Genomic DNA, 18,732 nt, shown 5'->3' with positions numbered 1-18,732 from the left:
CTAAGTCCTTGTCTTAGACAATGTCCTGGCTCTTGGCAAAGCGGGTGATGGCACGCTGGGTGCCGCGGTTTGCCAGCACCTGGATGATGGTGCTTACGGACGCTGAGATCAGCGCGAACGTCAGGGCCGAGTGGAGGCTTGTGGGGACGTCCTCGTCCTTGCCGGTGGGCGGCTTCCGGCCGGTGGTCTTTTCCCAGATGGCATTGACCAGTTTGGTGCCGACCAGGCCGGCGCCGAGGCTCACACCGGTGCCGAGCAGCTTGATGAAGAGGTTCATTCCTAGTACTCCTTGCGGGCGGAAAACGGGCTGTACCCAGCCTAACCGTCCCTGTGCCGCTATCGGGGCAGGCCGAACTAAGGTGCCGGGACCAGTCCTTCCCAGTCAACTGTCCAATCGGCGGGGAACCCCGGGGCGTGCCGGTCCGGTCCGCCGTCCCAGCCTGCCGCCATCAGCGCCACGGCCGCGAGCAGCCCGCCGTTGCCGGGCAGGTACAGCGGCAGCGAGTCGGTCTGCCGGTTGTGCCCGTTGGGCAGCACCAGGTTTTTGGGCGCGTCCTGCAGGAGCGCCGCCACGGCGGTCTCCGGATCCTCCAGCCTGGCCGCGGTCATGGCCATCACCGGGTAGTCCCACCCCCACGTGCTGTCCCAGTCCCAGCCGGCCATCACGTCTGCCAGGGTGGCCCGCATGATGGCGGGGTCGATAATGTCCGTCTGCGGCAGCACGCCCAGGGCGCAGAGCATGGAGGGATGGTCGGTGCGGATGGTGAAGGGTTCGACGCCGATCGCCGCGTAGACGCCGTCCACTACCTTGGGCCGGGCCATGCCGTCGGCCACGGCAAGCCATGTATCCCGGGGCGGCAACCCCAGCCGTTCCCGCCAGGTGCAGGCGACGCGCAGCGCCCATTGCCAGTAGGCGAGCTCGAAGGTTGGGTTGCTGACCGTGCCCCTGATTGATTCGTAGCTTTCCTGGGCCGGAACAAGGGGCGGGCCCAATTCGAATCCGCGGGCCGTGGGGTGCGCAAAGCTGGCCATGAAATCCGCGCTCTCGAACACGATCTCCGCGAACTCCTCCAGCAGTTCGCGCGAGGGTTCGGCCCGGTACGCGAGTTCCGCGAGGTGGATGGGATGCGGCTGCTGCCAGACCAGGAAGGTGCCGATGGGGCTGGGGCTCTCGCGCCCGTCCGGTCCTGACTGCTTGGGCCAGCGGACGCCGTAGAACCCCTGTGCCTTGGCAGTCTGCCGTGCCGGTTCCAGGATGGAGGCGTACCAGCGCAGCGCCGGGAGCAGGAGCGGAGTGCGGTTCCAGGCGGCGAAGTGGGCAGCGTGCCACCAGTGCATCTCGAGGTGGAACCGCCCGCGCCAGGAGTTGCAGACCAGCCCGGTCTCCTGGGGCGGCAGGGACCCGGAGCAGTTGATGGCGGTGAGGTACTGCGAGAGGACCACCCGGCGTTCGAGTTCCTTTGCGCGTGGGTCTTCCGTCGCGGAAAGTTCGACGGCGGCGCCTGACATCCAGAAGTCCGGCCAGGCGGTGCGGGACGCCTCGATCACCTCAGTACCCGGCGCGGGCGCCTTCTCCTTGCCGGTGGCACTGGCACTGGCGAAGCCGACGCCTCCCGTGCCGCGCAGCAGGCAGTCGCCCTGGCCGGTGCTGATGAAGTGCACGCTGAAGTCCAGGACATCCGCCCCGTTGGCTGCCCTAAGGATCACCCCGTGCGGGCTGGTTTGTTCCAGTTCCAGGCCCGCGCCGGCAACAGCCACCTGGTATCCGGAATTGTCGAGGCGACGGGAGATCAGCCACTCCCGTCCCTTGCCGGTGGCGGGCAGCTCTTCCACCCGGGTGCTGTGGGCCTCGGGACGGGTCCAGTCCGCGGCGTTATGCCAGGCCTCGGAGCCGTAAGGGAACGACAGGGAGATCGCCAGGCCCTGCTGCAGCGCCGTGGATTCAATGCGGAAGCCGAGTTCGTCGCGGTGCGGATGGCACGCGGTGGTGACCCCGACGGGCTGGCCGTGCAGGGTGAAGCGGCTGGTGGCCGTGCCGGTCCACAGGTCCAGCACCTGCCGCGGGTGGGCAACGTCTTCCGGGGCCAGCCCCGGGCTGTCGCGTCCCGGCAGGGCGAAGGCGATCCGGCCCAGGTCCAGCCGGTGCGGGTTGGCCCGCAACCAGGTTTCAGCGCGGGAGGACTCCGTTTCGCGGCCGTCCACGAGCCCGCCCGCCATGTCCACGTACGGGACCGGGCCGCGGGGAGAGTCGTAGAGGACGGTGGAACCGGCCAGGGTGTAATCCTGCTCCGGAGGGATGGAATGCCAGCCCCACTGGGCCTGCGTTCCGAGCAGGGTGCCGGCTGGCAGCCCGCCGCGGGCGACCACCGGGTATTTTGCCGGAAGGGACTGCAGGCCGGTGAGGTCCATCGTGAAGCAGAATTCCCCGTTCCCCACCGACACCGGGCTCCGGGGGTCGAGGCTGTCCTGTTCCACGGCGTGGCGGCGGACCAGGGCCTTGCGGTCGATGGCTGTCGGCCGGCTGTACACAGCGCTGGCCCTCCTCGGTCAGAAAACGCTTTCCAAGGTCCCATCCTTGTTGGCATGATCTTGGCTGTCAACCGCCCCGGACCTGTCGGCCGTACGGGCAGGCGCGGGCGCAGGAGGTGCTCAGGAGGCGGGCGGCTCCGTGCGGAACTTGATCATCTTGTGGGTCCCGTCGCAGTACGGCTTGATGGCCGAGGCCCCGCACCGGCACAGAGCCACCGTTTTCCGGTCGCGCGGCACGGGGGTGCCCGACGGCGTGACGATCTCAAAGTCGCCCCTGATGATCAACGGTCCGTCGGGGCAGACCACAATGGAGCTCTCGGCCGGTTCCTGGTTCATATCCGCTCCTTTGTAGCTGCTGTTGATGTGGTTGTTTGTTGCTGCCGGAATGCATGCAGCTTGCCCTGGTGGCGGCGCCTAAGCTCGGCTTCGGTATGGGCGGCCGTCCGTAGCCTCGCGCCGGCATACGGCACGCCGCCGGACAGTCGAAAAGCCACTGCCCACCAGATGCAGACGGCCCGTTCCATGGCCCAGAGCGGCGCGAACCACACGGCACGCAATGGAAAGACGTCCGTTCCGTTGAGCCGCCACCGTCCGATCCCTGCTACGGCCGTCGCGGCGGCCGCCAGTAACAGGAAAACCGTGAGGCGCGCCCTTCTGGGGAGAAGGGTGCCCCCGAGGATGGCCGGGAGCAGGGCAAGTTCCGCGGCCAGGCGACGGGGCTGCGCGAAGTCGTCGTACGCCTGCCGGACGCGCTGCTTCAGGAAATGCCTGGCGCGGGGCGGCCGGCGCGCCACGAACAGGTCCGGAACGATCTTTTCCCGTCCGCCGGCGGCTGTCACCGTCCGGATCAGCTCAAGGTTTTCGAACAGGACGGGTTCGTAGCCGTCCGTGGCCAGCAGGGCGCTTCGGCGCAGGGCCAGCGTGCCGGGGAAGTCGGCGGACCAGGCCCGGTTGATCAGCGTCCGGGACGTGTCCCAGCACGCGTGCCAGGGCAGGGGGTCGAAATAGTTCTGCGGGCGCACTACGTCCGCCGTCCCCAGGTGACCCACGACGGCGGCGAGGGACGCGCGCGTGTAGCGGACGTCGTCGTCGGCGATCACCAGAATCTCTGCCGTGGCGGCGCGGATGCCTGTCATCACCCCTGCCACCTTGCCGTTGCCGTGCTGCCCGCCGTCATTTCCCGGTCCCGCCGGCTGATCGGGGCGGATGTGGCGGACCTCCGGCGGGAACTGCTCCCGGTGGCGGGCGAACAGGTCCGGGGCTGAACCGTCCACCACAATGACCGGTATCCAGGTGGCCAGGCGTTGCAGGTAGGCCACCAGGTCAGGGAGGCCGGAGTCGTCGGCCCAGCGCAGGGGAAGGATGTACTCGGCCGCGTCGAGGCCTTGCTCCATGGCCTGGGACGTCATGCTGCCGCCGGCACTGCCGCCCTGAGCGAAGACCGGCCGTGTTCCCAGGACGCCAGGAGGTGGGCGGACAGCCTGGTGTCGATCGCCATCACCGCGGTGGCACCGAAAATGACGTCATCCAGCAACCCGGGCTCGGCCTCCACGAGGCCGCCTGCCAGGTCCCGGCCGGCGATCTGCTCGTGTACGGCATCTGCCTCGACGTGCTCGTCGAAATAGTGGGTGACGTCCGCATCGAAGCCGTGCCGGCGGAAGCCGTTGCCGTACAGGCGGTTGGGCTGGGAGGACGTCATTTCATAGATGGCCAGGTGCCCGGTGATGGCGCCGCGGAGCCGCCGGTTCAGTCCGCAGAGGGACATCAGGTTCACGGCGGCCAGGGAGATGGCCGGGACGGCGTTCACGTACGCACCGTAGTGGTCGTCCATCCCCAGGCCGCGCATGGTCCGGGCGAACAGGGCGCTGTGCATCCGGTCCGGCCGGCCGCCGCCATACTCGTCTGCCTGGATTTCCACCAGGGCGGCTTTCGCCCGGCCGCTCAGCCGTGGAATGGCCCAGGTGTGCGGGTCCGCTTCCTTGAGCTGGTAGATGGATTTGTGGATCAGGAACTCCTTGAGCTGCCCGAGGCTTGCCTTCTTTGCCACAAACCGGGAGACGCTGGGGCCGGTGTCCCGGGCCGCCAGGCCGAACAGGACATCGGCAACTGCGTCGCTGGTCAGGTCGGAGCCGGCCGGAAGGTCCAGATCCCCGCCGGCCTCCCGGGCGGCGAGGCGCAGGGCTTCCTCGAAGGGCTTCTCCAGCATTTGCCGCACCTGGATCAGCCCGGGTTCCCACTCCCACTCGTCCTGCACGCCTTCCAGGCCGGAGTAATGCAGCTCGTAGAGGCAGAAGAGGGCCAGCTGGACATCATCGTCGCCGATGATGTCCGTGACCCCGGCCAGCTTCCCGCCGACCAGCCGGCGCAGCCCGGAAAGGGACTCGCCGGCGCTGCCCGGCTCTCCTGCCAAAACCCCCAACAGGGCGCTGCTGATGGGGCCTCTCGGTTCCGGAAGTTTCATGGTGCTCCTTGGGTTCGGGCGGTGTGCCGGTGCGGTGCCGTCTGCATTGACGGCCCGTCAAGAAAGGTCAGTTGCCACGGCCGGCGGCGGGAGTGCGCGGGGACAGCATGATGGCCAGGGCGATCATGGCCAGGCCCAGGACGAGGTGCAGCCAGTTGTCCGCACCGTTCTCCGGGATGAAGTTTGCCGGCGTGTTGTCTCCTATGAGGAGGCCATACAGCCAGAGCACCAGGTAGATGACCCCGCCGTACGTGAAGAAGTTCCTGGCCTGGCGGTGGGTCCGCGCCATGAGCAGGCCGGCGGCGCCGAAGAGGCAGTGGACAAGGTTATGGAGAATGGATACCTGGAACACGCCCAGCAGCAGCGCCCCTGAACCGGGCCCTGCGAAACCGAGGGAATCATAGTTGCGGGTAACTCCGGGGACGAATCCCAGGATGCCAACGAGCAGGAATACGGCGCCGGCGGCAACGGCAGACCACTGCAGGGCGGTTCGGACGCCCGGTGGGCGGGTGCTGACTGCCATGTCCTGTACTCCTCTCACGCCTGAAACAATATAGTAAGCATGATTACTAATAAAAGCTAAGCAGGCTTTGTTTCTGCGTTGAGGGATGCGGAAACATTCCCCGTTCCGGCCTTTTCTTACGCCGGACCGGTCCAGGTGTAGGGGTTGGGGTGCTGCCCGGCAGTGCGGCCCTGCTCGTACCCCTGTTGCCATGCCTTGCCGACGGCGGACACCAGTTCGGCCAGCAGCGGATAGTAGGGATGGTCCGGGCCGATGAAGATCATCTCGTCCTCGGCTTTGTCCAGTGCCGCCCGGACGGCATTGTCAGCGGGCCTGCCGGTCATGCCGAGCCGTCTGCCCCTGCCGGGCGCAGCACCTCACGCATAGCCTCCACCACCAGGTCATGGTCCTGCATCTGCGGGAGCCCGGAAACGGTGACGGTGGCCACCGCGCCCACACCGGAGACATAGACCGGGAAGGACCCGCCGTGCGCGGCGTACAGGGTTTGGTCGAACCAGCCCTGGTCCTCGATCCGACCGCCCCGAAGCCGGCCGCGAAGCCCCACCAGCAGCGAGGGAACCTCATACCGGGCGGCGGTGCGCTGCTTCGCCCGGATCCAGTGTTCGTTGTCCGGGGTGGCGCCGGGCAGGGCCACATGGAACAGGACCTGATCGCCCTTGGTGATGTCGATCGCGATGGGCAGGCCACGCTCCTTCCCCAGTTCCACAAGGAGAAGTCCAAGGTTCAGCGAGTCGTCCAGGGAGAAGCCGGGGAACTGGAGCTCATGGATCTCCCCCTCGATGCGGCCGATGAGGGCCTGCAGCGATCCTTCCGGCTGCGCGGCGTCAGAGTCCGGATCGAAGTCGGTCACATGCGGCTGATTAGCAGTCATGGCCCACAATCTACCCCTGTCCCGGTGTAAACTGGACTCCGCCCAGCAGGGCAGTTCTACCCAAGCATCATTCCATTCAGAGCATTACTTAACGACAGGGGAGCGCCGCCGTCGGGCACTGGCCAAGGCCGGGAACCGCAGGTGGGCGCTGAGAGTGCGGACAGCCGCAGACCCTCGAACCTGATCCGGTTAGTACCGGCGCAAGGGAGTCGAGTTCTCGAAGTCCGGCAACGGCAGTAGCCGCTTGCCGTGCTTTCCCCTCCTGTTTCCCAGGAGGATCACATGAGCACTGCAGCAATCAAAAAGACCACCAGCAAGTCCTGGCGTGTCGTGGACATCGTGGTGGCGGCCCTGATCGCCATCGCCGGCGGCGTCATCTTCTGGGCCTGGTCCCAGGGTGCGGCCGCGGTTTCCGCGCCGATGAACGCCGTCTACCCGCCCCTGACCGGGCTGATCGCCGGCGGCTGGATGATCCCGGCGGTGTTGGGCATGCTCATCATCCGCAAGCCCGGCGCGGCACTGTTCTGCGAAACCGTCGCGGCCACCGGTGAGCTCCTGATGGGATCGCAGTACGGCGCCTCGGTGCTGTTCTCGGGCTTTGTCCAGGGCCTTGGCGCGGAGATCATTTTCGCGATCTTCGTGTACAAAAAGTTCAACCTGCCCGTTGCGCTGCTCGCAGGCGCGGCGGCGGGCCTCTTCTGCGGCCTGAACGATTCCTTCGCCCCGTGGGGTTGGAACATCGCCTACTCGGGCGGCGACAAGCTGGCCTACATCATCTTCACCGCGATTTCCGGTGCCATCATTGCCGGTGCACTGTCCTGGATCGCCACCCGGGGACTGGCCAAGACCGGGGTGCTGAGCTCCTTCGCCTCGCGCAAGGCAGCAACGGAGCCCGTCCTCTCCTGATGCAGGCACCTTCGCACCAGGCCGGGGCCGGAGCAGTGCGGCCGGCGGCCATCACGGCTCGCGGCTGGGGGTGGCGGCATGCCGGCCGCCCCAAGCCCGCGGTCCACGGCCTTGACCTCGACATCGCGCCGGGGGAGCGGGTGCTCCTGCTCGGCCCTTCCGGTGCCGGCAAATCCACCCTCCTGCATGCCCTTGCCGGGGTTCTGGGCGACGCGAACGACGACGGCGAGGCGGGTGATTCGGACGAGTCAGGTTCGCTGCTCGTCGACGGCGCGTCCCCCCGCGGGCAGCGCGGCCATGCCGGGCTGATGCAGCAGGACCCCGAAACACAGGTGGTCCTCTCCCGCGTAGGCGACGACGTCGCCTTCGGCGCCGAAAACCTTGCCGTGCCCCGTCATGCCATCTGGACCCGCGTGCACGAGGCGCTTGACGACGTCGGCCTGTCCCACCTGCCGCTGGACCATCCAACGTCGGCCCTGTCCGGCGGCCAAAAGCAGCGCCTCGCGCTGGCGGGCATCCTTGCGATGCGGCCCGGGCTGATCCTTTTGGATGAGCCCACCGCCAACCTGGACCCGGCGGGCGTGCTGGAGGTCCGCGACGCCGTGGCCCGGTGCCTGGACAAGACCGGCGCAACGCTGGTGGTGGTGGAGCACCGGGTGTCGGTCTGGAAGGACCTGGTGGACCGGATTGTGGTCTTGCAGCCCGGCTCGGCCTCTGATCCTGCGGTACTGCTGGACGGGCCTCCGGACCAGGTGCTGAGTGAGGCGCGGACCTTGCTGATGGCCGCCGGAGTGTGGGTGCCCGGTTATGTGCCTGCCACGCGTGCCCGTGCTGTCGTGCCGGCCGCGGGGACGGGAAATCTCCTGCTCGCCGCCGAAAAGCTGGCAGTGTCCCGGGAACGTCCGCGCCGCAGCGGGTGCCGCAGGATCCCGCCAGTCCCGGTGCAGGAAGACATCACCGCGCAGGTGCGGTCCGGCCAGGCGCTGGCTGTGGTGGGACCCAACGGTGCGGGAAAATCTACGTTCGCCCTGACCCTCGCGGGGCTCCTGGAGCCGGTTGCCGGCAAGGTTTCCGCCACCACCGACTTGAGCCGGGGAGCGGGAATCGACCCCTACAAGTGGAAAGCCGAGCAGCTGATCGAGCGGGTGGGGACGGTGTTCCAGGAACCCGAGCACCAGTTCGTTACCGGCAATGTGCTCGATGAACTGCTGTTCGGGCCCCGGCACCTGGGGCACGGCGAGGACCGCGTTGACGAACTGCTGGAACGGCTGCGGCTCACCGCGCTGGTGGACGCCAACCCGTACACACTTTCCGGCGGGGAGAAGCGGCGGCTCTCCGTGGCTACGGTCCTTGCAGCGAGCCCGCAGGTCCTGGTGCTGGACGAGCCGACGTTCGGCCAGGACGCCAACACGTGGGCGGAACTGGCATCCTTCCTCTCCGAACTCCTGGACGCGGGCACCGCAGTGGTGTCGGTGACCCACGATGCCGAATTCACCGCCGCGCTGGGCGGGACGGAGCTGCGGATGGCTGCAGCGGAACGGGTGGCACCATGAGGCAGCAGCTGAACCTGCGTGGCAACCACGCCCTCCTCACCCGCGCCAATCCGCTCAGCAAAGTGGCCGCCGTCGTCCTCATCACGGTGGTGCTGGCACTGTCCATCGACTGGGTCTCGGCCTCGGTGGCGCTGTTTTTTGAGTTCCTGCTGTTTCCGCTTGCCGGCCTGACCCTGACGCTGCTGTGGCAGCGTGGCTGGCCGCTCATTCTCGCCGCTGCCGTGGGCGGCTGGAGCACCTCCATCCTTGCCGCGGACAGCGGACGGACCCTGATCGACGTCGGCATCTGGACCATGAGCGAGGGTTCCCTGGAGACGGGAATCGGGTTCATGCTGCGGGGCCTGGCCATTGCCCTGCCGGCCGTGCTGCTCATGAGCTGCACGGATCCAACCGACCTCGCGGATGCACTGGCGCAGAAGGCCCGGTTGCCCCACCGTTTTGTGCTGGGCACGCTGGCCGCGATGCGGTTGGTGGGCCTGATGGCTGAGGAATGGCAGACCATCGGCATGGCGCGCCGGGCCCGGGGCGTGGGCTCGCGGGGCACAATTGTGCAGCGCGTGAAAGCGACGCTGGGGCAGAGCTTCGGCCTCCTGGTGCAGGCGATCCGCCGGGCGTCACGGCTGGCTGTCACCATGGAAGCGCGGGGCTTCGGCGGTGGAAGCCGGACGTGGGCCCGCGAGTCCACCTACAGCCTTTTGGACGCCTGGGTGCTGGCGGGAGGCCTGCTCGTGGCGGGCCTGGCCGTTGCCGCGGCTCTCTCTGCGGGCACGTGGAACATGGTGTGGCTGGGAAGCTAGGGTTCCTGCTTGCAGGCATGGTTGTAGTCGAAACCCCGCGCCACGAACTGCGTCAGGACCACCTTGCCGCCGCCCGTTAGCGGAGCCTTTGAGCAAGCGCCGGCCGCCCGGTAGGCGTTGCGGGAGCCCGCCAGCCAGCTCGGCAGCGGGTAGAGGTTGCTGGAGCTGCTGACGCTGCCCACGATCCGGCCCCACTGCAATGCGGTGGAGTAGAGGCCCACGCCTTCCACCCCAATGCTGTGGAAGAAGTCCGTCATGCCTTCCAGGACAGCCCGGTTGGCGTCCTTGTCGCTGGACCAGGTGTTTTCAGTCTCAACGTCCAGCCACCAGACATAGTCCGCCGGGTTGCTGATTCCGCGGATGTAGGCGTCGTCGTAGGCTTTGGCATAGCCGTACATGTAGGCGCAGGCCGTGCCGTAGTCCCCTTCTTCGCAGGGTCCGTAGGGGTTGTGGACGTGCCGCCCAATGGGGTACTCGTCGCTGACCGGCCACCAGGATCCTGCGCTGCCGGGGTTGGCAGTGTTGACGTACAGCGACACGGCCGGTTGGGTCGGGAGGCCCGGTGACCTCTCTGCCCACTCGAGCTGCTCCTCCAGGCACGGGTTGGTGTTGTTGGCCAGGCCGTTGTTGACGCCCACGATGCCGAAAGCCTGGCCCTTGGGCAGTTCCTTTTTGCATTGCGGCCACGAGATGTCGTTGCCGAGGAGTGATCGGCTTCCCTCATCCGGCGACGGCGCGGCGGACGCGGGACCGGCAAGAACCAGAATCAGGGCTGCTGCCAGCATCCACGCAAGCCGGATGGCGGGCAGAGGGGCTGGCGTCCGGGGCATGTAGGCTCCGTTAGGTGCTCGAAAAGATAGTTCCCCTCCAGTTTCCTCCGGACTGCGGGGCGGGACAAGGAGCGGGCCGGGCCGCTTTCTATCGCATGTAGTGGGTAAGCGGTCTCCGGATGCGGCTGAAGCCCCAATATTTCGCCAGCTATAACTCATGGATGATATATTTGCTGCATGACTCAGGAAACCGCTGAACACGTGGCCGCCATGCTGCGGGACGCCCGCAACGAGAAGGGCTGGACCCAGGGCCAGCTGGCCGCCGAACTCGGAACCAGCCAGAGTGCGGTGGCACGGATGGAGCAGGGGAAGCAGAACCTGAGCCTGAAAATGATCCAGCGCCTGGAAGCCATCTTCGACCGCAGCATCGTCAACGTGGGCAAACCGCAGATGACGCACCTCCGGGTGGAGGGCGGACGGACCCTGTCGGGCGCGGTGGACGTGAACAGCAGCAAGAATGCCGGCGTCGCCCTGCTCTGCGCAAGCCTGATCAACAGGGGAACAACAGTGCTCCGCCGCCTGGCGCGGATCGAGGAAGTCAACAGGATTGTCGAGGTGCTGAGCAGCATCGGCGTGGAGTGCACCTGGCTTAACGACACGGACCTCCGGCTCCGCCGCCCGGCCGTTTTGAACCTGGAAGCCATGGACGTCGACGCCGCCCGCCGGACGCGCAGCGTGATCATGCTGCTGGGTCCGCTGCTGGATGAGTCGGAGGAGTACCGGCTTCCCTACGCCGGAGGCTGCGACCTTGGCACGCGTACAGTTGAGCCGCATATGCAGGCACTGCGCCAGTTCGGACTTTCGGTGGAAGCCACCGCCGGCTTCTACACGGTGCAGGCGCCGTCCGCAGACAGGCAGGACCGTTCCTTCGTCCTGACCGAGCGCGGGGATACCGTCACCGAGAACGCCATCATGGCGGCCGCCCACCGCGAGGGCACCACCGTCATCCGTAACGCCAGCCCCAACTACATGGTCCAGGATCTCTGCTTCTACCTGGAGATGCTGGGGGTGACCATTGAGGGCGTGGGCACCACCACCTTGAAGATCACCGGGCGCCCGCAGATTGACGCCGAGATTGAATACTTCCCGTCCGAGGATCCCATCGAGGCCATGAGCCTCATCACCGCCGGCATCGTCACCAACTCCGAGGTCACGGTCCGCCGCGTCCCCATCGAGTTCATGGAGATCGAATTGGCAACGCTTGGCCAGATGGGCCAGCAGCTGGAGGTTTCCGGCGAATACATGGCACGCAACGGCCGCACGCGGCTGGTGGACGTCACCACCAAACCGTCGGAGCTTCGGGCACCCGAAGACAAGATCCATCCCATGCCGTTCCCCGGCCTCAACATCGATAACCTGCCCTTCTTCGCCGTCATTGCAGCGAACGCCAGCGGCCAGACCATGATCCACGACTGGGTCTACGAAAACCGGGCCATCTACCTCACCGAGCTCAACCGGCTGGGGGCGCAGGTGCAGCTGCTGGATCCGCACCGGATCTACGTCAACGGACCCACGCGGTGGCGTGCAGCGGAAGTGGGCTGCCCGCCGGCGCTGCGGCCTGCCGCCTGCCTGCTGCTGGCAATGCTGGCCGCGCGCGGCGTCTCCGAACTGCGGAACATCTACGTGATCGAGCGTGGGTACGAGGACCTGGCAGAGCGGCTGAACACTATCGGCGCCAAAATCGAGTACTTTCAGGACTGACCTTTCACGGTTCGTCATGAAGGGCCAGGTCCCGCTAAATATCCCGTGACTGCCGCAGAATGTGAGTATGCGTACTTTCGGCGTCGAGGAAGAACTCCTGATCGTTGATCCGGAGACCGGGGAACCGCTTGCCCTGGCCGACGCGCTGCTGTCCGGGCGGCGCATGGCAGCCGATGATTCACCGCGGGATCCGCATGCCCTCGAGACTGAAGACACGACCGTCTATGACGACGACGAGATGGGCCTGAGTGCCGAGCTTAAGCTTGAGCAGATCGAGACCCAGACCAGGCCGTGCCTGGACTACGGCACCTTGCTTGACCAGATCCGTGCGGGGCGGGCGCTGGCTGACCAGGCCGCCCGGAAGAACGATGCGCGGGTGGCAGCCCTGGCAACCTCGCCATTGGCTTCGACCACCCACACCACCCCGGATCCGCGCTATGCCAGGATGCTGGAGCGCTTTGGACTCACTGCCCAGGAGCAGCTGACCTGCGGCTTCCACGTCCACACCTACGTGGAGTCGCCCGAGGAGGGTGTTGCGGTGCTGGACCGCATCCGCGACAAACTTGCCGTGCTGACTGCGCTGAGCGCCAACTCGCCGTTTTGGAACGGCCTCCAGACGGGCTTCGAGAGCTACCGCACGCAGGCGTGGAACCGGTGGCCCACGGCCGGTCCTGCAGGTATCTACGGAACCTATCCGGCCTACCGCAGGGTGGTCACGCGGCTGCTGGACAGCGGCGTGATGCTGGATGAAGGGATGCTGTACTTCGACGCCCGGCTCTCACGGAATCACCCCACGGTGGAAGTCCGGGTGGCCGACGTCTGCCTTCGTGCCGAGGATGCTGCCCTCATCGCCCTGCTCGTGCGTGCACTTGTCGAGTCGGCCAGCAGGGAGTGGCATGCCGGCGTCGAGCCGGCCCCCGTACCTACGGTGCTTCTTCGGATGGCGTCGTGGCAGGCGAGCAGCGCCGGGCTCAGCGGTGACCTCCTGGACTTCGGGAACTTCCGGCCAAAGCTTGCGGCCGACGTGGTGCGCTCCCTGGTGGACTACCTCGCTCCGGTTCTGGACGAACAGGGAGAGCTCGGCCTGGTACGGCAAAGCGTGGAAGACATCATTGCCCGGGGGACCGGGGCAGCCGAACAGCGCCGCGTGCGGGACAAGGTCCTGGCAGGACCACCGCCTGAAGACATGGGTTTCGGCGCAGTGGTCAGGCACGCCGTGAACATCACTATGAGCGGAGCCGCGGATTTACCGGAGGCTGATGCGGTTCCGGAGCTGCTGCGGGTGCGGCAATCCTAGGGGAAGCAGTTTCCGGTCCCGCTGCATAGCGCATCAGCCTGATTCCTGCGGCGAGTTCCACGGCGTAGAAACAAAAGGCGGGAGGTCTTTGTAGCGCAGGAGAATGGCGGCGAAAAGCGGGGCACTCGCGGCTGCGCCTGTGGCCGTGGGCCCTTTGAGCGGTGAAAGCAGGAGGGCTCCGCCCAGCGCGCCAATGCCGAAGGTCTGCAGGCACGCATAGCTGAGGAATGGCCAGGCCGGGCCGCGCCGGTAAGCGAAACGTTCGATGTCAACGGCCCGTCCGGCGAGGGTCACGACGAACATGGGACTGCCCGCCAGGAATGCAGCGGCCGACGCAATGGCCAGCTTTTGCGCTGGTCCGGGTCCGGCTCCGGAGTCCTTCACCGGGCCGGACTGGTGCTGTTGGGTCCGCCCGAGCTGTTGGGCAAACCTGGCGAAGCCCAGGGGGGCCGCGGCGGTGCCGGCAGCGGCCAGGAACTGGCCCAGAATCCAGAGGCCGCGGTGGCGTTCCAGGGTAGACAGCCTGACGGCAGGGTCATGGATGGCGTGGACATTGCCAACCATGGCGATTCCCAGCCCCCAGCACACGCTCGCAGCGGCGATAACGGTTCCTGCCCGGCGGTACGGTTCCAGCTGGCTCACAACCCGACTCCTTTGACTCCCGCCCTGGCCGTGGAAAGAAGCACTGGTATCGGCCAGATGAGGCCGAAGCTACTCCTTGCTCGATATTGGGTCAACGGTCCTGTGGCCTGCCGGCACAGGCACCCAGGAGGGTAGGAGTTCCCAGTCTCTGCAGGGGTCCTCAGGCGCGACAACGGGCATGGTGTAGAACTCCTCCCACAGTGGATCGTCGGGTGGCAGTTCGTCGATGTCCAGGAGGTTGTCGCCAGGTGGTTCCTCTGGTGGAGGTGCCGGGTACATCAAAACCCGGAGCGGGTCCTCCGGCAGGACAAGGGGCATGGCGTAGAACTCCTCCAACAGTGGATCGTCGGGTGGCAGTTCGTCGATGTCCAGGAAGTTGTCGCCGGATGGTTCCTCTGGTGGAGGGGCCGGATACATCAGATTCCCGAGCGGGGGAAGATCTTTGACCGGCAAGTCCTGCGGAACCCGCGGCTGAGGCATGCCACCCTGCAGGTCGTCGCCCCCTTCGGGCCAGAACCCTTCGGGCCAGAACCCTTCGGGCCAGAACCCTTCCGGCCATTGTGGTGGTTCCCAGTCCTGGTGTTCGCTCTTATAGCGCCGAGCCGATGGTGAGATCCAGCCGGGTGGTTCGTGTTTCGTGGCCGGGGTGGGTGTCCAACCGCTGGTGTGCCTGAGGCGGTGGTGTTTGCGGCAGGGCTGGCCCAGGTTACTGACCCCGGTGGTCCCGCCGTGATGCCACGCCAACAAATGGTCTGCCTCGTTGTCCAGGGAGTTGTTGCTGCAACCCGGGAACGTGCACTTCCCGTCCCTCAAACGCAGCCAGCGGCGGATAGCCTTCGTAACCCGGTAACTGGTGCGCCCGATTTCCAGTGGCGCCCCGTCCCGCGGATCCACCAGCACCCGGTAAAACGAGCCGGCACCGTCCGCGACGAGCTTCCGGGCCATCGATGCGGGGATCGGGCCGTGGCCGTCAAGCATGGCCGGTTCATCCGTCAGACCCATAAGCGAAAACACGGGCACCGTCACCAGGACCTCCGCGTGCGGAGTGCGGACCTCCGCAACCGTACCGCCGGAATCCTGCACGGTCTGCCCGTTGCGCCCGTCCTGTCCGTTGCTGAGGACGGCGTCGGCGAAGATGTCGGCGCAGAGCTGGGGCAGGGTGCGGGACTCGTCCGGGCCCTGCAGTCCCCGGGCCAGGGCGGTGGTGCGGTTCCACATCGCCGACGCGGTGTCGGCAGGCAGGTAGGCGTGGAACCAGGCCATCCCGTCCAGGTCCGGGCGGTGTTCGACCCGCCGCTCCGCGACACTCCTGGCGTGGCGCTTTTCAAGGGATTCGGGGTGGTGGCGTTCGCGCCAGGTCCGGGCTTTGTGCCGGAACCGGTGCGGCACCAACTCCCCCGGCCCCGCACACCCGCGTGCCGGGTTCGGTGCGTCCGGGCCCAGGAAATGCGCCTCCAGCGCGGCGGCCCCGGCCCGATCCAGGGTGGCGGTTTCCTCCACCATCGCCTTCGCGTGCGCCCACGACAGGCTCCCGTCCTGCAACCCCGCCAGGGTCAACGGCAAAACATTGGCCAGCACCTGCGACTCGTTCAGCAGCACACCGGCAGCCCGCGCACCAATAGTCAACACACCGGCGACTTCGGCGACCATCGACGCTTCCTGCGCCATCGCCCCGCACGGCACCGTGGCCCGTGACGCCACAGCCTTGGCCGCTTCTGCATACCCTGCGGCCAGATGCACCTTCAACGCAGCGGTCCCGGCCTCGAGCCGGGCCACCCCGGCGAGCCCGTCCAGGCTCCGATCAGCCTGCTCCCGCAACGGATCAAAGCCCGTACCGGTCCCACGGAGCACAGCACCCAGCTCAGCAAGGGACGCCTCAAGGACCTCCAACGCTTCCAATGCCGCCCTGCCCGCCATAGGAAAACTATGACAGGAGGGTCTGACAAAGCATGGGGCAGCCCATCCAGCCCGGTGGTCAGGGTAACCGGTGCCTGGCCGTTAACTGGCAGGGCCGCCGGTCGTAGCGCGCCGGGAACGCGACGTGGCATACTCAGGCGCGTGACGCCGTCGTACGAAATCCACGCCGAGGTATGGCTCAATCCCGGCGAAGCGGGCTGGCATTTCGTCACCCTGCCTGCGGACGTGGCGGATGACATCAAGGAGCGGACCGCTGCCAGCAGCAGGGCCTTCGGAGCGGTAAAGGTGACAGCCGATATCGGAGGCCACTCCTGGCAGACCTCGCTGTTCCCCGACACCAAACGCGGCACCTATCTCCTGCCGGTCAAGAAAACCGTCAGGGACAAAGCCGGGATCGGCGCCGGGGACACCGTGGAAGTCCGGCTGGACTTCCAGCCGGACAATGCTCCACAGAACTAGATCTGCTTGAGGGCCTGTTCCAGGTCCCGGATCAGGTCGTCGGCGTCCTCAAGCCCCACGGACAGCCGCACCACGCCGTCGCTCAGGCCGATGGCGGCACGGCCTTCCGGCCCCATAGCACGGTGCGTGGTGGTTGCAGGGTGCGTAATCAGGGACTTGGAATCGCCAAGGTTGTTGGAGATGTCGATGATGCGCAGCCCGTCCAGCAGCGCAAAGGCGGCTTCCTTGCCCGACCGGCCGCCGGACGGAGCAAGCTCCAAAGTGAGCACCGTACCGCCGGCGCGCATCTGCTTGGCCGCAAGCTCGTACTGCGGGTGGGACTTCAGGAGCGGGTACTTCACCCAGCTCACCGCGGGCTGCTGCTCCAGCCACTCGGCGAGGCGCAGGGCGGTTGCGGAAGAGTGGTTGACGCGCAGGGACATGGTCTCCAGGCCCTTGGTGAGGACCCACGCGTTGAACGCAGACAGCGACGGGCCGGTGTGGCGCATCAGCTGCTTGACGGGTCCGTCGATGAATTCCTTGGTGCCCAGGATGGCGCCGCCCAGCACCCTGCCCTGGCCGTCAATATGTTTGGTGCCGGAGTAGACGATAACGTCGGCTCCGAGCTGGCCGCAGCGCTGCAGCAGGGGAGTGGCAAAGACATTGTCGACGACGACGGTGGCACCCGCGGCGTGCGCGAGTTCGCTGACCGCGGCGATGTCCACGATCTCCTGCATCGGGTTGGACGGCGATTCGAAGAAGACGGCGGTGGTGGGCTGGGACAGGGCCTCACGCCACTGCTCCAGGTCCGGCCCGTCCACGAAGACCGTCTCCACGCCCCAGCGGGGCAGGATTTCGTTCAAAATCACGAAGCAGGACCCGAACAGCGAACGGGCGGCAACAACGCGGTCGCCGGCAGCCAGCAACGCGCCGAGGGCAGTAAAGACGGCGGACATGCCCGACGCCGTCGCAAAGCACGCCTCGGTGCCCTCGAGCAGGCGGAGCCGCTCCTGGAACGTGGCCACCGAAGGGTTGCCGTACCGGGAGTAGACGAAGCGCTCGTCCTCACCCGTGAATGCCCGCTCGGCGGCGGCAGCGGATTCGTACACGAAGCCCGAGTTCAGGAACACGGCCTCGCTGGTTTCCTGGAAGTTGGTGCGGTCCAGCCCGCCGCGGACGGCCTGGGTGTCAGGGCTCCAGCCGGCGGCGTCGTTATTGAAGGTCACTTAATTCTTTCCCAGGTTGGTCGGCAGGCCGCGGTTCTTCCAGCCGTTGACGGTGCGTTCGCCGTAGCGGTCCGGCTCACCCTCGAAGCCCTCCAGGACGTTGTACGAGGTGAAACCGGCCTGGGTGGCGGCGATGGCCGCGGAGATGGAGCGCTGGCCGGAGCGGCAGATGAACAGCAGCTCGGTCCCGTTGTCCTCCGGCGCCTGCTGGCTCAGGTCTTTGATGAAATCGGGGTTGGGAATGCCGCCCGGGAACGTCCACTGGATGAACAGGGGATCATTGTCCGTGGCCTTGGTGTCCGGAATGCCGATGTGGGCCCATTCGCCCTCGGTGCGCACGTCCACCAGGATGGCGCCCTGCTCCAGCTTGGCCCAGGCTTCCTCAGGCGTCAGGTCTCCTGCGTAGCTCATGCGTGGCCCTCGCCGTCGAACTCGAGGTCTTCGGTGCCTGACTCCAGGTTGTCCACGGCGGTCGCGACGGCGGCATCCGCCGAGGCGATGGCCGCCGGCAGGACCAGGGCCTGGGCAACGATGACGGTGGTGCCGTTGAACGTTGCTGCCGGGCTGCCGTGCAGGACATAGCCCTCGGCCAGGGCGGTGGAAATCCGTTCACAGAAAGACCTGTCATCCGGGCCGGTGACAAGCCGGTACGACAGTCTCTCTTCAGGGGCAGGTGCGTCAGACACGACGGATCTCCTTCTCTCACGCTTGCAGCTCGAATCGGTCGATATGCCGAGTATTCACCTGAGGCACCCCGCCGCGAAAGGGAGGGTTGCCGACCGGCCAGTCAGGGCTTGGCGCCGGTACTCATTACTCCCCAAAAACGTAACATCTGGCAGGCGGAGCCGCACCGCCGCCGTCGTCATGTTCCGTAACTGAACCATACGGTGCGCAGCGTGCGGCGCTGCGCACTTAAGCGAGGGGACGTCCGACGGCGGTATCACCGCAGGTGGGCGCGCTTTCCTTACCGTGCGCCGGCCCTGCGTCCCGATAGAGTTCACGTGGGGCAACGCCCCGTCACCAGGTCGTCAGCAGTGGGGG

General features: G+C 66.8%; 20 protein-coding genes and 2 riboswitches. Of the genes, 6 read left to right on the top strand and 14 right to left on the bottom strand.

All coding sequences use genetic code 11. From position 1 onward, the window contains the following. Window positions 1-13 precede the first annotated feature (13 nt). The 8 genes from AC5RWA_RS10825 to AC5RWA_RS10790 form a co-directional block, all read right to left on the bottom strand. The gene (locus tag AC5RWA_RS10825; protein ID WP_079595394.1) at window positions 14-277 is read right to left on the bottom strand and encodes a DUF4235 domain-containing protein; all 264 of its coding nucleotides are present in this window, start codon (window positions 275-277) and stop codon (window positions 14-16) included. Window positions 278-354: 77 nt separating this feature from the next. Next, entirely contained in the window at window positions 355-2,409 is a 2,055-nt protein-coding gene (locus AC5RWA_RS10820; protein ID WP_494057636.1) for a hypothetical protein, read from the bottom strand. A gap of 240 nt (window positions 2,410-2,649) precedes the next feature. Then, window positions 2,650-2,865 carry a CDGSH iron-sulfur domain-containing protein gene (locus tag AC5RWA_RS10815; protein ID WP_494057591.1) on the bottom strand — a complete coding sequence of 72 codons (216 nt, stop codon included), beginning with the start codon at window positions 2,863-2,865 and terminating at the stop codon, window positions 2,650-2,652. Beyond that, window positions 2,862-3,938, bottom strand: a complete 1,077-nt coding sequence (locus tag AC5RWA_RS10810) for a glycosyltransferase family 2 protein (protein ID WP_494057590.1) — start codon at window positions 3,936-3,938, stop codon at window positions 2,862-2,864. The genes AC5RWA_RS10815 and AC5RWA_RS10810 overlap by 4 nt, the downstream gene beginning before the upstream one ends. After that, window positions 3,935-4,990 carry an iron-containing redox enzyme family protein gene (locus tag AC5RWA_RS10805; RefSeq protein WP_494057589.1) on the bottom strand — a complete coding sequence of 352 codons (1,056 nt, stop codon included), beginning with the start codon at window positions 4,988-4,990 and terminating at the stop codon, window positions 3,935-3,937. Before AC5RWA_RS10805 ends, AC5RWA_RS10810 begins: the two co-directional genes overlap by 4 nt. 67 nt (window positions 4,991-5,057) lie before the next feature. Then, complete coding sequence (locus tag AC5RWA_RS10800) at window positions 5,058-5,513, bottom strand: DUF4383 domain-containing protein (RefSeq protein ID WP_079595389.1); 456 nt, start codon at window positions 5,511-5,513, stop codon at window positions 5,058-5,060. 116 nt (window positions 5,514-5,629) lie between these two features. Beyond that, window positions 5,630-5,836 (bottom strand): hypothetical protein, encoded by a 207-nt coding sequence (locus AC5RWA_RS10795; protein ID WP_494057588.1) that lies wholly within the window; start codon window positions 5,834-5,836, stop codon window positions 5,630-5,632. Continuing rightward, window positions 5,833-6,384 carry a heme-degrading domain-containing protein gene (locus tag AC5RWA_RS10790; protein ID WP_494057587.1) on the bottom strand — a complete coding sequence of 184 codons (552 nt, stop codon included), beginning with the start codon at window positions 6,382-6,384 and terminating at the stop codon, window positions 5,833-5,835. The genes AC5RWA_RS10795 and AC5RWA_RS10790 overlap by 4 nt, the downstream gene beginning before the upstream one ends. 86 nt (window positions 6,385-6,470) lie before the next feature. Beyond that, window positions 6,471-6,609: riboswitch (TPP riboswitch) on the top strand. A 57-nt stretch (window positions 6,610-6,666) separates the two neighbouring features. Here AC5RWA_RS10790 and AC5RWA_RS10785 point away from each other — a divergent pair. Genes AC5RWA_RS10785 through AC5RWA_RS10775 form a run of 3 tightly spaced genes read left to right on the top strand, consistent with a single transcriptional unit; the run spans window position 6,667 to window position 9,640 of the window. Continuing rightward, the gene (locus tag AC5RWA_RS10785; protein ID WP_494057586.1) at window positions 6,667-7,290 is read left to right on the top strand and encodes an ECF transporter S component; all 624 of its coding nucleotides are present in this window, start codon (window positions 6,667-6,669) and stop codon (window positions 7,288-7,290) included. Beyond that, complete coding sequence (locus AC5RWA_RS10780; protein WP_494057585.1) at window positions 7,290-8,843, top strand: ABC transporter ATP-binding protein; 1,554 nt, start codon at window positions 7,290-7,292, stop codon at window positions 8,841-8,843. The genes AC5RWA_RS10785 and AC5RWA_RS10780 overlap by 1 nt, the downstream gene beginning before the upstream one ends. Next, window positions 8,840-9,640, top strand: a complete 801-nt coding sequence (locus AC5RWA_RS10775) for an energy-coupling factor transporter transmembrane component T family protein (protein ID WP_494057584.1) — start codon at window positions 8,840-8,842, stop codon at window positions 9,638-9,640. The genes AC5RWA_RS10780 and AC5RWA_RS10775 overlap by 4 nt, the downstream gene beginning before the upstream one ends. On the opposite strand, the gene AC5RWA_RS10770 is transcribed toward AC5RWA_RS10775, so the two are convergent. Then, window positions 9,637-10,470, bottom strand: coding sequence for a glycoside hydrolase family 25 domain-containing protein (locus AC5RWA_RS10770; RefSeq protein ID WP_275727289.1), 834 nt, complete (start codon window positions 10,468-10,470; stop codon window positions 9,637-9,639). The two genes, AC5RWA_RS10775 and AC5RWA_RS10770, sit on opposite strands and share 4 nt — an antisense overlap. A 177-nt stretch (window positions 10,471-10,647) precedes the next feature. Here AC5RWA_RS10770 and AC5RWA_RS10765 point away from each other — a divergent pair, with 177 nt between their 5' ends. Next, the gene (locus tag AC5RWA_RS10765; RefSeq protein WP_275727287.1) at window positions 10,648-12,171 is read left to right on the top strand and encodes a UDP-N-acetylglucosamine 1-carboxyvinyltransferase; all 1,524 of its coding nucleotides are present in this window, start codon (window positions 10,648-10,650) and stop codon (window positions 12,169-12,171) included. A gap of 67 nt (window positions 12,172-12,238) precedes the next feature. Beyond that, complete coding sequence (locus AC5RWA_RS10760) at window positions 12,239-13,468, top strand: glutamate--cysteine ligase 2 (protein ID WP_494057583.1); 1,230 nt, start codon at window positions 12,239-12,241, stop codon at window positions 13,466-13,468. 33 nt (window positions 13,469-13,501) lie between these two features. On the opposite strand, the gene AC5RWA_RS10755 is transcribed toward AC5RWA_RS10760, so the two are convergent. Together AC5RWA_RS10755 and AC5RWA_RS10750 are read right to left on the bottom strand one after the other, a co-directional pair. After that, on the bottom strand, window positions 13,502-14,110 hold the full coding sequence (locus AC5RWA_RS10755; protein WP_494057582.1) for a hypothetical protein: 609 nt from the start codon (window positions 14,108-14,110) through the stop codon (window positions 13,502-13,504). A 69-nt stretch (window positions 14,111-14,179) separates the two neighbouring features. Then, on the bottom strand, window positions 14,180-16,027 hold the full coding sequence (locus AC5RWA_RS10750; protein ID WP_494057581.1) for an HNH endonuclease signature motif containing protein: 1,848 nt from the start codon (window positions 16,025-16,027) through the stop codon (window positions 14,180-14,182). A gap of 141 nt (window positions 16,028-16,168) precedes the next feature. On the opposite strand from AC5RWA_RS10750, the gene AC5RWA_RS10745 reads away from it, so the two are divergent. Further along, a complete protein-coding gene (locus AC5RWA_RS10745) occupies window positions 16,169-16,486 on the top strand; it encodes a DUF1905 domain-containing protein (protein WP_494057580.1) in 318 nt (105 codons plus the stop codon). Here the strand turns inward: AC5RWA_RS10745 and AC5RWA_RS10740 are convergent. Genes AC5RWA_RS10740 through AC5RWA_RS10730 form a run of 3 tightly spaced genes read right to left on the bottom strand, consistent with a single transcriptional unit; the run spans window position 16,483 to window position 18,377 of the window. Further along, on the bottom strand, window positions 16,483-17,691 hold the full coding sequence (locus AC5RWA_RS10740; protein WP_115523563.1) for an O-succinylhomoserine sulfhydrylase: 1,209 nt from the start codon (window positions 17,689-17,691) through the stop codon (window positions 16,483-16,485). The genes AC5RWA_RS10745 and AC5RWA_RS10740 overlap by 4 nt on opposite strands. Continuing rightward, window positions 17,692-18,102: a rhodanese-like domain-containing protein gene (locus AC5RWA_RS10735; protein ID WP_079595377.1), complete on the bottom strand. Its 411-nt coding sequence runs from the start codon at window positions 18,100-18,102 to the stop codon at window positions 17,692-17,694. Next, window positions 18,099-18,377, bottom strand: coding sequence for a DUF1737 domain-containing protein (locus AC5RWA_RS10730; RefSeq protein WP_494057579.1), 279 nt, complete (start codon window positions 18,375-18,377; stop codon window positions 18,099-18,101). Before AC5RWA_RS10730 ends, AC5RWA_RS10735 begins: the two co-directional genes overlap by 4 nt. Window positions 18,378-18,390: 13 nt before the next feature. Further along, a riboswitch (SAM riboswitch) is annotated at window positions 18,391-18,506 on the bottom strand. Window positions 18,507-18,732: the final 226 nt, after the last annotated feature.

The sequence above is a fragment of the Arthrobacter sp. 210 2 genome (assembly GCF_059093025.1).
The sequence above is the reverse complement of the archived record's forward strand: the minus strand, read 5'-3'. Positions and strand labels throughout refer to the sequence as shown.

What these genes read in the sequence shown, in the direction of transcription:
- AC5RWA_RS10825 (WP_079595394.1), bottom strand. Translation starts at nt 277, where the DNA reads ATGAACCTCTTCATCAAGCTGCTCGGCACCGGTGTGAGCCTCGGCGCC.
- AC5RWA_RS10735 (WP_079595377.1), bottom strand. Translation starts at nt 18,102, where the DNA reads ATGAGCTACGCAGGAGACCTGACGCCTGAGGAAGCCTGGGCCAAGCTG.
- AC5RWA_RS10770 (WP_275727289.1), bottom strand. Translation starts at nt 10,470, where the DNA reads ATGCCCCGGACGCCAGCCCCTCTGCCCGCCATCCGGCTTGCGTGGATG.
- AC5RWA_RS10810 (WP_494057590.1), bottom strand. Translation starts at nt 3,938, where the DNA reads ATGACGTCCCAGGCCATGGAGCAAGGCCTCGACGCGGCCGAGTACATC.
- AC5RWA_RS10820 (WP_494057636.1), bottom strand. Translation starts at nt 2,409, where the DNA reads ATGGACCTCACCGGCCTGCAGTCCCTTCCGGCAAAATACCCGGTGGTC.
- AC5RWA_RS10775 (WP_494057584.1), top strand. Translation starts at nt 8,840, where the DNA reads ATGAGGCAGCAGCTGAACCTGCGTGGCAACCACGCCCTCCTCACCCGC.
- AC5RWA_RS10750 (WP_494057581.1), bottom strand. Translation starts at nt 16,027, where the DNA reads ATGGCGGGCAGGGCGGCATTGGAAGCGTTGGAGGTCCTTGAGGCGTCC.
- AC5RWA_RS10795 (WP_494057588.1), bottom strand. Translation starts at nt 5,836, where the DNA reads ATGACCGGCAGGCCCGCTGACAATGCCGTCCGGGCGGCACTGGACAAA.
- AC5RWA_RS10790 (WP_494057587.1), bottom strand. Translation starts at nt 6,384, where the DNA reads ATGACTGCTAATCAGCCGCATGTGACCGACTTCGATCCGGACTCTGAC.
- AC5RWA_RS10815 (WP_494057591.1), bottom strand. Translation starts at nt 2,865, where the DNA reads ATGAACCAGGAACCGGCCGAGAGCTCCATTGTGGTCTGCCCCGACGGA.
- AC5RWA_RS10785 (WP_494057586.1), top strand. Translation starts at nt 6,667, where the DNA reads ATGAGCACTGCAGCAATCAAAAAGACCACCAGCAAGTCCTGGCGTGTC.
- AC5RWA_RS10780 (WP_494057585.1), top strand. Translation starts at nt 7,290, where the DNA reads ATGCAGGCACCTTCGCACCAGGCCGGGGCCGGAGCAGTGCGGCCGGCG.
- AC5RWA_RS10800 (WP_079595389.1), bottom strand. Translation starts at nt 5,513, where the DNA reads ATGGCAGTCAGCACCCGCCCACCGGGCGTCCGAACCGCCCTGCAGTGG.
- AC5RWA_RS10765 (WP_275727287.1), top strand. Translation starts at nt 10,648, where the DNA reads ATGACTCAGGAAACCGCTGAACACGTGGCCGCCATGCTGCGGGACGCC.
- AC5RWA_RS10760 (WP_494057583.1), top strand. Translation starts at nt 12,239, where the DNA reads ATGCGTACTTTCGGCGTCGAGGAAGAACTCCTGATCGTTGATCCGGAG.
- AC5RWA_RS10805 (WP_494057589.1), bottom strand. Translation starts at nt 4,990, where the DNA reads ATGAAACTTCCGGAACCGAGAGGCCCCATCAGCAGCGCCCTGTTGGGG.